12 protein-coding genes are annotated in these 14,825 nt (G+C 33.7%); 1 reads left to right on the top strand and 11 read right to left on the bottom strand.

All coding sequences use genetic code 11. The features are described 5' to 3' along the window. Positions 1-126 precede the first annotated feature (126 nt). On the top strand, positions 127-1,254 hold the full coding sequence (locus tag GCQ56_RS13410; RefSeq protein ID WP_152734982.1) for a hybrid sensor histidine kinase/response regulator: 1,128 nt from the start codon (positions 127-129) through the stop codon (positions 1,252-1,254). Between the two features lie 119 nt (positions 1,255-1,373). On the opposite strand, the gene GCQ56_RS13405 is transcribed toward GCQ56_RS13410, so the two are convergent. From GCQ56_RS13405 to GCQ56_RS13355, 11 genes are read right to left on the bottom strand one after another with little or no spacing between them, the layout of a single operon-like run. After that, the gene (locus tag GCQ56_RS13405; RefSeq protein WP_152734981.1) at positions 1,374-2,561 is read right to left on the bottom strand and encodes a glycosyltransferase family 2 protein; all 1,188 of its coding nucleotides are present in this window, start codon (positions 2,559-2,561) and stop codon (positions 1,374-1,376) included. Positions 2,562-2,601: 40 nt separating this feature from the next. Beyond that, positions 2,602-3,249, bottom strand: coding sequence for a DapH/DapD/GlmU-related protein (locus GCQ56_RS20695; RefSeq protein WP_152734980.1), 648 nt, complete (start codon positions 3,247-3,249; stop codon positions 2,602-2,604). Continuing rightward, a complete protein-coding gene (locus GCQ56_RS13395; protein ID WP_152734979.1) occupies positions 3,246-4,460 on the bottom strand; it encodes a glycosyltransferase in 1,215 nt (404 codons plus the stop codon). Before GCQ56_RS13395 ends, GCQ56_RS20695 begins: the two co-directional genes overlap by 4 nt. Then, positions 4,457-5,608 carry a glycosyltransferase family 1 protein gene (locus GCQ56_RS13390; protein WP_152734978.1) on the bottom strand — a complete coding sequence of 384 codons (1,152 nt, stop codon included), beginning with the start codon at positions 5,606-5,608 and terminating at the stop codon, positions 4,457-4,459. Before GCQ56_RS13390 ends, GCQ56_RS13395 begins: the two co-directional genes overlap by 4 nt. A gap of 39 nt (positions 5,609-5,647) precedes the next feature. Beyond that, positions 5,648-6,847, bottom strand: coding sequence for a glycosyltransferase family 2 protein (locus tag GCQ56_RS13385; RefSeq protein WP_152734977.1), 1,200 nt, complete (start codon positions 6,845-6,847; stop codon positions 5,648-5,650). Between the two features lie 44 nt (positions 6,848-6,891). Then, positions 6,892-7,818 (bottom strand): glycosyltransferase family 2 protein, encoded by a 927-nt coding sequence (locus tag GCQ56_RS13380; protein WP_152734976.1) that lies wholly within the window; start codon positions 7,816-7,818, stop codon positions 6,892-6,894. Between the two features lie 23 nt (positions 7,819-7,841). Continuing rightward, positions 7,842-9,311 carry an O-antigen ligase gene (locus GCQ56_RS13375; RefSeq protein ID WP_152734975.1) on the bottom strand — a complete coding sequence of 490 codons (1,470 nt, stop codon included), beginning with the start codon at positions 9,309-9,311 and terminating at the stop codon, positions 7,842-7,844. A gap of 10 nt (positions 9,312-9,321) precedes the next feature. Then, positions 9,322-10,662, bottom strand: coding sequence for an oligosaccharide flippase family protein (locus GCQ56_RS13370; protein ID WP_152734974.1), 1,341 nt, complete (start codon positions 10,660-10,662; stop codon positions 9,322-9,324). After that, positions 10,663-12,873 carry a hypothetical protein gene (locus GCQ56_RS13365; RefSeq protein ID WP_152734973.1) on the bottom strand — a complete coding sequence of 737 codons (2,211 nt, stop codon included), beginning with the start codon at positions 12,871-12,873 and terminating at the stop codon, positions 10,663-10,665. A gap of 11 nt (positions 12,874-12,884) precedes the next feature. Next, positions 12,885-13,622, bottom strand: a complete 738-nt coding sequence (locus GCQ56_RS13360; protein WP_152734972.1) for a TolC family protein — start codon at positions 13,620-13,622, stop codon at positions 12,885-12,887. Between the two features lie 10 nt (positions 13,623-13,632). Further along, positions 13,633-14,820 carry a sugar transferase gene (locus GCQ56_RS13355; RefSeq protein WP_152734971.1) on the bottom strand — a complete coding sequence of 396 codons (1,188 nt, stop codon included), beginning with the start codon at positions 14,818-14,820 and terminating at the stop codon, positions 13,633-13,635. Positions 14,821-14,825 lie beyond the last annotated feature (5 nt).

The raw sequence follows: 14,825 nt of genomic DNA, 5'->3' as shown, positions 1-14,825 counted from the left end.
ATTTGATTTAATTTATTTAAAATAAAGTCTTAAAAAATCTAACCCTCGAAAGAGTTTTTCCGTATCTAATTTCGTTAACAAGACTAGTAGTATCCAAAAACTCTATTTTAATTACGAGAAAAGAATATGGAAATAAATATTCCCGGAAATACACCAACTGTATTAGTTGTTGATGATAATCCTAATAACCTTAAAATTGTTGCACTTACTTTACGCGAATTAAATTTTAAAATCGTAATTGCGACCAATGGTAAAGATGCCATTGATTTGGTTGAACGAACTCAACCCGATTTAATTTTATTAGACGTAATGATGCCAGAAATGGATGGCTTCGAAGTATGTAAAATATTAAAATCAGATAAAAAGAACAAAAACCTACCTATCATATTCTTAACTGCTGTTGGTGAAAAATCAAAAATTGTAAAAGGTTTTGAATTGGGAGGAGTTGATTACATCACTAAACCATTCAATAAAGAAGAACTAATCATTAGAATAAAAACTCATTTAGAGTTAAAATTCACCCGTGATGAACTCCAAAAAACAACCAACCACTTAAGTGAACTTAACGAACTTAAAGATAAAATGTTTTCTGTAATTGGTCATGATCTTAGAGGTCCGTTAGGTAATATAAAAATGACACTTGAATTGCTCTCGAAAGGCTTATTTGAGTTTAACAGTGATGATTACAAGGATACAATGGGAACTCTAATACAATCGAGCGAAGAGGTTTATGAACTATTAGAAAACCTTTTGGGCTGGGCTAAATCTCAAAGTGGCATTTTAAAATATACGCCTGAAGATATACCTATTGAAAACTTAGTTGAAAGTACCTATTTCATGTTCAAGGGAAATCTTGCAATGAAAAATTTGAGCTTCACACCCATTATTCCTGAAAAGCTAAACCTTCAAACCGATGCTTATATGTTGAAAATGATAATGAAAAACATCATTTCCAATGCCATTAAATTTACACCCGATGGTGGTGAAATTAGTATAAAAGCAGAAACTCAGAATGGAGAAATTAAAATTACAATCACAGATTCGGGAATTGGAATACCTGAAGAAGACCTTCCAAAACTCTTCAATGAAAAAGAACATCTTTCAACCTATGGAACTAATGGGGAATCAGGAAGTGGTTTAGGACTTAAGGTTGCCAATAGTTTTGTTGTTCAGATGAATGGTCGATTACTGGTTGAAAGCACACTAGGAGAAGGAAGTAAATTTATCATACAATTACCTGTAAGTAAAAATTAACCTTTTACGTAATCTACATAAAGCACAAAAGGAACGAATATTCGTTCCTTTTTCTGTATCATTCAATTTATCTGATTGATAAATGAAAATAGAAATGTTTATATCATAACTAGAATAAACTAACCTCTTTTAGCTCTCTCCCACTTAACAGATTGATTGCCCTTAATATATCTTCGAAAGCCAAGATAAACTGACAAATTCATAATAAAGAAATAATAGGGAACAAACAGAGCCTTTACCTTAATTCTACGATTCTCCAAAAACCAACCAATTAATGCTGCTGCATAAAAAACCATTTGCCCGTAGAATAACAGAGTATAAATATTCGTTGGATTCATTCCTGAATTATACGACAAAACAAAATTCAAAGGAATAATAAATAGCAATAACAGAGGTGTTAAAGTCCATCGTAAAACACGATGCGAAATGTACTGAAAGGATAATCGTCCAAATTTAAAGAGATTCAATAAAGGACTTAATCTTACAACAGATTGTATTCCTCCAGCCGAAATTCTCACTTTACGTTTCAACTCTTCTTTTACATTTGCCGAAGCTGTTTCAATGGCATAGGCATTAGGATTGTATTGAATGGTATATCCAGACATGGCAACACGCAGTGAAATGATAAAGTCATCAAGTAAAGTGTCTTTCTCAACTTCCTGCCACAATTCGGTTCTTATGGCAAACAACTCCCCTGCTGCACCAACAACAGAATACCATTCAGCATCCCACTTTTTTAAAGTCGATTCATATTTCCAATACAAACCTTCACCAGCACCTGCTGCAGCGTCGGCATCTTTTTGGTAAATTCTTTTTTCTCCCGAAACACAGCCAACTTTTGGATTCTTAAATAAGTTGACAATTTCCTGAATGGAATCTTCACCCAATGTTGTATTTCCATCCGAAAAAATAACAATTGGAGATTTTACGAACTGCATTCCTCGATTCATAGCACCAATCTTTCCTCCTCGTGCATCTTCATGGTAAACTTCAACGCCATCATAATTTCTTAACATTTCAGGAGTTCCATCATCCGAACCATCGGTAACCCAAACCTGCTTTACTTTGTTTGACGGATAATTTAAACTGCGAGAATTTTTCACCTTTTCATCTACATAATCCTTTTCGTTAAAAGCAGCTACGAACAGTGTAACTTCAGGCTGATAATCATCATTTCCTTCATAAGCTTTCGACAAACCAAACAGTCGCCTTAATTTAATGATAAGGAAAAGTAAAATACCATATCCCAAATACGAATAAAAAATAATAAAAAGAGCAATCCAAAATGTTATTTCTATATATTTCATAAGTCAAGTAGTTTTATGATTTTGAGTACTATTTTTTCTTCTAAACAGTGGTTTCTTTGGTGTCTTTCTGAGATGCAATTTTCTCCCATTTATTTGTATCAGGATTAAATTGTTTGATCACTTTTGCAGGATTCCCAACAGCTACCGAAAAATCAGGAATATCCTTAGTAACCACACTTCCTGCACCAATCTGGCAGCGCTTACCAATCTTAACCCCCGCTAAAACAACCGAATTTGCACCAATATGCGAATCTTCACCAATTTTAGTTGGTCTGATATCCAATTCCTGAACACTGGAATTTTTGCTTCCATCTTCATATCCATGATTAAATCCTGAGATGAAAACATGTTGTCCTAATCCTGATCCACTTCCCATTTCTACCGGTCCAATTACAACGCTCCCAATTCCTATCCTAACTCTATTGCCAAGCAAAACGTGACCCGAGCCATTATTCACAGTACAGAAATCTTCTATGGTAGTTAGTTTACCTATTTCAAATCGATTCCAGGGAAATACATCAATTCTACTTCTTCGCCTAATTGTAGCACCTTTTCCTTTCTTATGAATAAACGGATTTAGAAACCATCGAACCCATAAACGAGGTTTTGGATTTCGCTTTGGTGCAATACTCCAAAGTACAAAAGCCTTTAATTTAGGGTTGCCTTTTATCTTATTTAATACGCTCATAAAGTCAATTGTTTTTCTTTTACAACTACTTCAAGAAACTTATAAATCTCTTTCACATTGTTCTCCCACGAATGTCCCGTTCCGTATTCTCTTCGTGCAAGTTCCAGTTCTTTGCTATTTTCCGACAAAGATTTTTCTGCCAACTCCACATAATCTTCAGGAGTTTTACCTAAATAAGTGTAATCCTTAAAATACTCCATAGCCTTAGTAGCCGAGGCAAGTACAGGCTTTCCCATTGCCAGGTATTCGTCTATTTTTCGTGGATAGTTTCCAATTGTGGCATCATTAATCAGCTGTGGGTTCATGCTTACATCAAAACCTTTGATGTAATTTGGTAATTCTGATGAATCTCTGCTACCTAAAAAATGTACATTAATTAACTGGTGTAATTCCGATCCTGCAAATTTCTCATCTTCGGGTCCTACCAATACAATACTCCAATTAGGACGTGATTTTGCCAGGTGAGATATGATTTCTATATCCAACCTGCGTGAGGTTAGAAAACCAACATATCCAATAATAGGTTTTGGAATAGCAGCTAAATCTTGAGCTACCTGAATATCTCGCTCCAAATCGTTAAAAAGAGTAGTATCGCAGCCCTGACCAACCATGTAGGAGTGTTTGTTGTATTTAGCTCCATATTCAGCATACAAAGTCGAATTGCACACCACTACATCAGCTTTTGCTATCAATTTTGGCTCCAATCTAACTCCATGTTTCTTCCAATATGGATTTTTTATCAGATAATCGCGCATGTAATAAATGTATGCCGATGGTTGCAAATATTCCTTTAAATGCTGCCCCAAAAACATCGAACTATCATTAAATAGAATGAAATTATCGAAGCCCAACTCCTTACAAGCTATTTGAATATCATTGGCAAATTTTCTTGCATTTCGCTTGTTCAAATAATCGAAAACAGTAGCTGATTTTATGGAATTGATAGATTCAACCATACTTTTAGGATAAAGGTTCCACATGTTCTCACTTATCTCAACTAAACTTGAATCTACTCCCTTTTTTACTCTTATTCGCTTCTGTATTTTATCCGTTTTTCGCTCCCTGAACCTTGAAACTCTATCAAGTGGAGAGTTAACATACAATACTCGGTTCTTTTTTGCGAATTCCGTAGCTATATTTTTACAATTACTTCCTATTTCTATATCCCATGGTTGAATTCCAACCACTACAATATTTTTACCTTCTATCATGATTGTGAATTTTTAGATATTTGAAGTTCTCCATATAATCTCAGATTTTCCTCTGCCATACGTTTCCATGAAAAATATTTCGATCTCTCCAATCCTTTCTCCACTAATAAATTTCGATAGTTCTCGTCTGCTAAAATCTTAACAATTCCCTCTGTAATTTGTTCTGGTTTTTGAGGATCAACAATATGAGCTGCATCTTCTGCAATCTCAGGCATCGATGATGTGTTTGATGTAATTACCGGCACACCACAAGCCATTCCTTCCAAAATTGGAATACCAAAACTCTCGCGCAACGATGGATACAAAAAGACTTCACATTGATTAATGATTGCTGGCATTTCTATATTTGGAACATATCCGGTTAATTGAATGTGTTCACGAATTTCAGGATGACCTATTTCAGCAAGTAAACTTTGTAAAGCTCCTTCGTCGTAATCCAACATTACCAACTTGTATTGTTTTTCTGAATTAGCATTAAAATCAGCGAAAGCTTTTAAAACACCAATTGTGTTTTTCTTAGGATCTGTATTACCTAAAAAGAACATAAAGTGATCCGGCAAATTGTATTTATTTTTGATTTCTTTTAAATAATTCTGATCGGATATTTTCTGAAAATGAGGTCCTACTCCATTGTAAATTGCAGATAAACGACTGCTATCCATATTAAAGAACTTAGCAATTCGTTCCTTTTCGTAATTGGAAACCGTAACTACCTTTTTACTTCTTTTTACAACCGGCGGAACAACCCAACGACGATACATATTACCCAGTTTTTGATACCAGGTTCCTGCTTTCTTAAAAATACTTATACTTTCAAGGTAGATGATATCGTGTAAAATAAGTACCAATGGTGTTTTTGAAAATACCGGAGCAGTATTGCTGGTACAGTGCAAAACATCGCATCCATATTTCTTAGCTGCTCTTGGTAACGCCCATTGCTCCCATAAAGGATAAGGACCACCGCCCAATTCTACGATTTTAAAATTCTCAGTATCGCTTAAACATTTGTCTTCGTCAGGCTTAACAAAGATTACATATTCGTTTTCCTTATCAATTTCCTGAAGGTTTTTAATCAACTCTAAAGCAACCATATCCATACCATGTTTCTTGGTTCTAAAAAGTCGTTGTCCTTCTATTCCGATCTTCATAAGTAATTTAAGTTAGTAGTTATTTATAGTCAATAAAGCCTATTGTCCGTGTTGAGTATGTATAAATTTCTTATTTGCTCCTTTTAATTTAAATAGCGAAGCAAACATGATGAAAAATGCTTTTGGTAAAGACATTATGGCTTGTAAAGTTGCTTTATTGTAAAATTTTCGTGGTATGCCAATGGCAAATGCCATTACAACTATTGCCATTACAATGCTCCAATGATTCTGGGTCAATGCCATTTCTAATGAATTGGGAAATAACAAATGAATCATCCAATAGGCAATTGTAAAAAATCCAACCATCCCCAATAGTAGAATTCGTGGTGGAGAGATCATTTGATATACCTTATCGAAAAAGTCCACATTCCCTTTAAAAATCAAATGTATTAAACCTAGCAATGCATAACGCTGGAAATAGACAAACTGCGCCGACAACCATCTTTTTCTTTGATTGGCAAATGCATCTGATTTTTGGATTTTTTCATCGTAAATAATAGCATCCGGTAAATATTCTATTTTTTGATTGTCTTTAAGCAATCGCAATTCCAATTCCTTATCGAATCCACCAACGGCGTTTACTTCTTTCATTATATTCTTAAAGAACAAGTAATCAAAAGCCATTCCCGAACCAATTAATGCTGATGACAAACCAAGTATTCGATGTCCTTTACGAAAGATATTATTATTTAGCTCCTCACTTACAGCATCCAAAACAGCAAAGGAAGTATTCACATTTTTAGCTGCCCTGTGACCTTGCACTACTTTATATCCATTCTCGAACGATTCGTTAATTCTCTCTAAAACATCCATTTCCATAATATTGTCTGCATCGAGAATGCAGGCAATTTCATAATCATCTCCAAGTACCTCCATAGCTTTATTCAAAGCTTTTGATTTTGTACTTTTTGGAAAACTTACTTCAATTAATTTAATCGGAAGTTCTCGAAGTTTATCAATAGTTTCAGATTGAAAAGAATCTGCAATTACAACAACATCGTAATTTTCTTGTTTATAAGATTGCAATAAAGCTTGCTTAGCAACATCAACAATTACGGCATCCTCCTTATATCCAGGAATAAGAACAGCAGTTTTCCTCTGCTTACAATTCTTCTTTCTTTTAGGATAATATTTGAAAACTGAGGCTAAAGCAAAAATCAGAATGTAAATTCCAGCTATACCCAAATAGATAAATAAAATATATTCTAATACGTGAAAAAAAGTCAAAATTGATTCCATAAGTAGTATTTAGTGATATAATCTCTAAAGTAGATTGATACGCATTAAGAGAGCTTTGGGTTGTGATGAATCCCTTTAAAATGAAATAAATTCCAAAACATTGCTCTATAAAATGCCTTTAGCAGATCAAATCTCAGCTTAACAAGAAAAACTAAAGTATTCTTTGGCAATGTTATACCCAAGAGGAATAATAAATTCAATATAAATAGTAAGCCTTTTGAATTTCTTCTGGTGTATACAACTCTATTACGAGATATGTAATAAGTTTTAAGTGGACTTTCCTTTCCTGTTGATATCGATTCTTTGTGAAAAACCAGTGATTTAGGCTGATAAAAAACCTTATAACCAGCTTTTTTAATTCTTGCACACCAATCATGTTCTTCGTAGTAAAGAAAATATACCTCGGTCATCATACCGACTTCTTTTATTACTTTTCTTGGCACCATCATAGCAGCTCCATGAATGCTATAGGTAAATTTTGGTTCATCAAACTGACCTGTATCTACTTTTCTATAGCCTATCAAATGCTGACGCATTGTATAGGGATTCATCGGAGTATAGCCTGCATATTGTATGGTATCCGGAGTGTGATGAAATCGAATTTTTGGACTCATCATCCCAATATTATCATCCTCCTGAAATTTTTCAATCATAGGTTGTAAAAAATCAGGCTCCACTTCCGTATCATTATTAATAAAAAGAAGATATTCACCTTTTGCTTCTTTAACGCCCAAATTATTTCCACCTGCAAAACCTAAATTCACTTCTGATTTAATGAATTTTATAAAAGAATAATTCTCTTTTATGGATGAGGGATCTTCAGTTGGTGATGCATTATCAATAACAATAACTTCATAATTAGAATATGTGATTTTTTGAATGCTTTCTAAAAACTCACAAGTAACCACAGCCTGATTATAATTAACTGTAATAATTGAAACCATTGGTTGTTTTCCATCATTATTTTGCATAATAGTTGATTTTAAGTCATTTCTTATTTCTCTTCCAATGCTATTTTATCGGCTATATCCTGATCGAGTTTAGGAGCCAAAAACAAAAAAGCCATACTTGAATACATTATTAAACCAGTTGGCATTTGACCCAGAACACCATTCCCGTATGAGGCAACCATAATTCCAAACATACCTCCTGCCAAAGCCATCATTTGTATTTTCAACCTCTCATCTCTTAATTTGAACATGATTAAATAACTTCCCTTTCCTAATACATAAAAGAGAATAAACAAATGCAGAGTTAAACCTACAACACCTTGTTCTGCCCAAATCATTACATACCAACTATCGGTTGGTGTATTCGCTAAAAAAGTATTTGGAGTAAATCGTTGCCCCCAATTCCCTGCCGATCCAATACCACCTCCGAATGGTCTGCTTGCCATATAGGTTTTTAATCTTCTTTGATTTTCTAACCTAACTTGCAAGGATGCATCATTGGGATCGAAAGCGGTACGCATTCTATTAATTGTATAATTACTAGAACCTATTGTAGTATATTTGAAAAATACCAGAACCATAAGTCCCATAAGTGCTCCAAGAATCATAACACGTATATTTTTTCTAAGAAAAGTATACAATGCAAATCCCATAATTGGTACTGCAATAGCCCCACGAGTTCCTGAAATCATCATTCCATAGAGACCTAAAAAAGCCACAATGCCATAAAATATTTTAACCTTATCCCATTTCTCTCGGTTCAAGGCTAGTATTCCAAAAACAACACCTGCCTGACCTTGCGAAGCTCCAAACTGTCCCGCATCTGAGAAAAAGGAAAAAACTCTTAATTTTCCGAAAAGTATATGTGTAAGTTCACCGCCGCCATCAAGCCATGCCTGTTCCCATGGATCCACACCAAAATGTTTTTGCATTATTCCCTTAAATGAACCCAAAAGTGCCAGGCAAGCCCACATTTTGAAAAAAAGATCCAGATCCTTTTGCTTATTAAAAACAATAAACAAAATTGGAATAATCAATAGCATGTAAAATGCCACTCCACGCATGGCATAGAACCAAGCAACACGACTTACTGCTTCGGGATTTACCAATTGAAAAATAGCATAAGCAAACCAAACACCAGCCAATACTACCAAATCATTTTTTGCATTTTTCCAAGGTACTTTTTCAAAAAACGATTTAAAGAATAAAGCCAGATATATCATTATCAGGATACCATCGATACTCAATCCTAAAGGAATTCCTTTTACATATCTAACTAAACCAAGTACTATATAATTTAGAAGGTAAATAAAAATCAATCCAACCCGGGGAATTTTGAAAATGAAAGAAACCGCAGTTATCATCCCTGGCACAAGTATAATTCCAACCCCTGCTACCAATCCTCCCTTCGCAATCATAAAAGCCAAAACAAGCATCATAGACAACAAACCGATAAACCAAACTGGTTTTCTTAGTATATCACTACCTCTTGTTATGGTAAAATCGTTGCTCATTTACATTGAATTATAAGTGCCTTCTTAAATTCTTAAAAAAGATCAATCCTCCGTTTGCTACTTGCATAATATTAACCCTAATCTCACGATTTAGATATGTGTATCCAATTACAATTCCTATTAAAGTAAATACAACTGTAACCAATGCTACCGCTTGCAAGGATTGGAAAACGAAAACAGCAATAAGATCACCAATAATGTTTGCTGATGTCATTACTATCACTTTATAAAAATTTAATTTAGGCCTATTTATACTATCCAGTGCAACGCCAGTAAACCTGTCGATTGGCAATAAAATTGAGTAAATCGAAAAGATTCTAAAGATATTGGCTAACAATGGTAATGAATCCTTGTATTGATCGCCTCCAAGCAACCAAACTAATGGTTCTGCAAAAATAAAACCTCCAATTGCTATCGGTACGAAAAGAAAAGTTACCGCACCACTATACGAATAAAACACCTTTTTGAATTCCTCTAATTTTCCATCTAAACTTAATTTTGACATTTTAGGAAATGCTGTCACGGTAAAACTACGTAACGGTATTCCAAGAAGATCGGTCAACTTTAAAGGAATAGCATATTGTGCAATTCCTACCGATCCTAAAATTGGACTTAAACCAATAATAAAAGTATCTGCACTTCGCAATAAACTCGATCCCACTAGAGTCCCCATAGAGAATTTACCAAAGTTTAGCATCTCAGCTACTGTTTCTTTCGTTGCTCTATTAATATACAATAGTCCGTCCCATTTTTTAATAAAAACAAGAATACTTGGCAATAAATTACAAGCCAGATGAGCATACAATATCTCAATTATCCCAAAACGGAAAAACAGATTATTTGCAACTAAAAACAAGACAAAACTTCCTACATTAAGTAATCGAATAAATAGTATTGATTTAAAATTCTGACTCGCTTGAAAATAAGAAACAGAATTGTTCCATGATAAATTTAAAATAGCTAGGATTGGATACCATTTCAGAAATAAATAGTAACCATTATTCATTTGTATCTGTAAACTACTAGTGATAAAAAACATAGACCACAAAACAATAACAATTGCGCCAATCACAAGAAGTCCAATTTTAAAACTTGCGCCCAAATACGCCTTCTTTTGATCATTATTTCCACCCGATGCAAATCGAACTAAGGCAGTACTTGTTAATCCAAACCGAAGTAAATCAACAAATGTTGCCAATGAAGTATACAACACCCAATCTCCAAACATACTCTTATCCAATCCTCTGGTAAGAAGTAAAAATCCAAGCAAACCTAATGCTGCAGTCAAAATACTTGTCGATAGGGACAGAACATTTTTTTCTCTCAGTATTTTTCGAATGGTATTTAACATCTACAGAATATTTGCATTGGTAAAAAAGCGTAATCTCAAAATATTCTTAATTCCTCTCCTAAACCATGAACGTTTTTTAGGCAGATCTCCTAACACACTTTCCATTTCGGTTAGTTCCACACCATTAAGTATTATTTGTGATCGTTTTCCTTCACTCACCAATTCTATATCTTTTAATGAATTGCTATCAGCTTCAGCCCAGGCACGATTTGCTCGAAGCACTAATAGTGAATTATCAGCTTCTTTAAACCATCTCAATGGGTATGCATTTGAAATAATTGCAGGTAATTCAACAAATACGTAATCAAAATCGTTCATATTTACTGCATCATTCAAAATATCCTGAATACTTGATAATCGATTAAAATTTGGTTTAACCTGATAATTAATACAAGTACAACCTATAGGAGCTTCAATATCATGAGGAGTTACGAACAATGTTTTTAACCCAAATTGTTCAAATTTCTCGAAAAGTAAACTTGATAAATAAGTCTTACCTTCCCCTTTCAGATTGCTATAAATAAGTATCTTATGAACTTTGCCTTTTTCTTCTGTATGATTAAGTAAAGTGAGTTTTCTGGCAATTACATCCAAACTTCTTCCATTTATAAACTCATGATCCAACTTATCATTTTTATTTAAGTTTTTAGGAAACATAGCAGCAACTTTCAAGCCTGTTTTATCTTCTGCGCGTCTAACGGTCTTTATACTACTATCCAAAAATTCTAAAGCTAAAATTATAAATGTTGGAATTATTCCTCCAACCATAAATGCTATAATTAACAGAAACTTCCTCTTGCTAGGTTCTGCTTCGATAGGAAAAAATGGTTCTGCAACAATTTTTAGATTCGAATTTAGCTCAATATTCTGTTGTTTTAATTTCGCTGTATTCAAACTGTTCAGCATCGATAAATATTTCCTCTCAGCGACATCAATTTTTCGTTCCAAACGCTTCATTTTCGCACCTAATGGAGCATAAGTTTCAAACAAATCTTCAAATTCTTTTGTAATTAGTTTTCCCACTTCCAATTGAGCTTGTGATGACTCAAATTCTATCATTTTTTGCAACCACTGTTCAAGAATTGAACTACCAGTTAACCCCTCAATGCTATTATCCAAATCAAATTGTTTTTCAACATTTTTCCTAAGATATTGAGTTAACTCACCAGCTTTAGTTTTTAACCTATTCAGTTTTTCAGTTTCGTCATCATTTAACTCTCCAAAAATTTCTGAACGACTAATCTTCATAGAAATTTGATAATTCACATTTGATAAGCTATCCCTCAAAGCAATCATCTCATCGCTATTAATCCGTCGTTTTTCGCTTTCAGACATCTTACTTTCTAAGACCTTCAATACCGATTCCGCTGCAACATGATCCATTAAAATTTGAGTGTACATCAAATCAAAATGCTCTTTTTCAGATGCGATATGCTTTGTTTGCTCGTAATAATTTATGATGTTATGATTACGATTAAACTCTACCAACTCTTCCTCTGCTCCATTTAAAGAAGCTCTTGCACCTTCAATTTCTTTTTGGAAATATCTAACGACAGCATCAGATTGATTTACTTTAATATCGGAATACACTTTTACAAAAACCTCGTTTAATAACTTTAAGGTTCCTGAACAAATTCCCGGATCATCAGATTCATACTTTATTTCAACCATATCACTCGATTGAACACGGCTTACTTTAACTTTTGATAATATCTTTTTAGAACTATAATGGCGATGATTTAAATTAATCAATTCATTCACAAAATTGGAATGATTCTCTTTCTTGTATTGCAAAAAATTATGATATGTTTTTTCAAAATTATTCTTAACAACTAAATCCTTTACCTCATCCGGAACAATTGCCATCAGCTCGTTATAATGTTTTCTTAAAATAACATCCTGTTTGGCTTCATCCAGCAACATATGCTGGGTAAACAGCTTCAAACCAACCTCTTCAATTGTCGTTTTCGATTTTATCAGATTAATTAAATTATCAAAAGCAGTTCTGGTTCCAAACAAATCAAATTTTGATTCCTCAAGTGAAACAATTGATGAACCTGTTGCAATTCCAGTATATATTTTTGTTTGCGAAACAAACTTGCTTGGTTGGTTTTGGGTAAGAAAAAATACCAAACCAGCCATCATTATTGGTGTAATAACCAATATTAGCATATGCTTCTGAAGTAGTCGTATAAAGAATATAATATTCAAAATAATTAGATTTAGAGTGTAACCTGAGCTCCTACAATTTCATTCAACACCTGAATGGCAGTACGTAATTCAATTTTTACATTGTTAAATTCCAGTTCTGCCCTTACTGTCATATCATGTACTTTTGAATATTCCGAGATATTAATTTTTCCATTCACAAAATCTTTCTCAGATCTGATTAACTGTAATTTGAACATTTCATAAGATTTATTCCTAATTTCCAAACTCATGTTTGATTTCAATACATTATTATATTGTACAATAATTAACTTACGAAGTTCTTGTTCACTATTTTCTTTTTGATACCGAATTTTCTCCAACTCAGCTTTTGCCTGTCTTACATTAGACCTATCCGCAATATTATTAAGAGGAATTTTTAAAAATACACCAACACTATATCGTGTTTGTTCTGTGGTTGAGGTATTAGACTCGCCGGTGCCTAAATCTTCTGTAATTACCAAATTATCATACAATCCATATTTTGCTCCAGCTTCAAAACCCAAATTTGACATCCAATCTCGTTTCTCAGCCTTTATTTTAAATTGACCAATTACAATCTCGGAATCATATAATTTCAACAATGGAGAATTTTGAATTGCCAAATCTTGTATTTGGCTAAGCGGTAAAAGTAAATCTGAAACTTGATTTCCCTGAACAGTTTTATTCACTATATCCTCTATATTTTGAGCTGTGGAATATCCAGTTCCAGCAAAAAACACAAACAAGGACAGCAATAATCTTAATTTCATAAGAGCTTATTTAAACGTTTTCTTTTTGAAAAACAGCGGGTATGGTTCGTAGAATAATCCAAATATCTTTCCAAAATGAATAACTACTATTCGCAATTTCAACATATTTATTATCCAAACCTTTTCGTTCCTCAGGCGACATTTTTGAAGATTTTCCTCTGGCTTCCACTTGCCACAAACCGGTAATGCCAGCCGGACCATTAAAACGATCAGTCCATTCGTCGGTAGTCAACATTTCCGCTTCATACAATGGCAATGGGCGATTCCCTACAATTGACATATCTCCACGAATTACATTTATCAACTGAGGCAATTCATCAATACTTAACTTTCGTATAATATGACCAACCCTAGTAATTCGAGGGTCATTCTCAAATTTTACAAATGCCTTATCTTGTTTGTTTTTTTGTCTCTTAATATGTGTTGTTTCAGCTACTTCTTCCTCATCACCAAACAATATTGTACCTTGATTTTCCTCAACATCCTCTTCCACAACGTTATTTTCTTCCACATTCTCCTCACTTTGATATTGATTCAGATGTTCCAATTCTTTTAATCTCTTGTCTGCATCAGGATACATAGATCTTAACTTTAAGAAATTAAATATTCGATAGCCTGTACCTACTCTTTTAGATATGTAATACACTTTTCCTTTGGATTCCAATCGAATAGCAATAACAAAAGCCAACAATAATGGAGATAATCCAAGAAGTGCCAAACTGGCAAAAACGATATCGAAAGTACGCTTAAAGAAAGGAGTTTTGTATACCTTAACATTTTGGTTTTCTTCTGCCTGATTAAAAGACATGTGCACCGTTAAAACCTTGAGAAAGTTTACTCTATTAGTTATGGTTTCAGCATCAACTGGCTTAGTATATACGTCACTAATTTTTTGCTGGATGGCTTTTTTAATGATTTCAGGTTGTTTTTCATCAACCAACAATATATATGGTATCTTTTGTTGCTTATCGAACTTGTTTACAAAAACATCATTATAGTCCAAACCATTCAGTCCTGGTAATTCCAACTCGCAAACAACACCATCAACCAACCCATTATTTTCAATCCATGAAGAAGCTTCCAATGGATTTGCATGGTGCACAAGATTAACTCTTCCATTCAATCCTTTTAGTTTGGAAAGAACCACATCATCAGAGCCAATATACATCAACTTCATTTGTCTGTTTACTGATTCCATAATAT

The organism is Marinifilum sp. N1E240 (genome assembly GCF_009295825.1).
Taxonomy (GTDB): Bacteria; Bacteroidota; Bacteroidia; order Bacteroidales; family Marinifilaceae; genus Marinifilum_A; species Marinifilum_A sediminis.
Note: the sequence above shows the minus strand (reverse complement) of the source record. Positions and strands in the feature narration are given on the sequence as shown.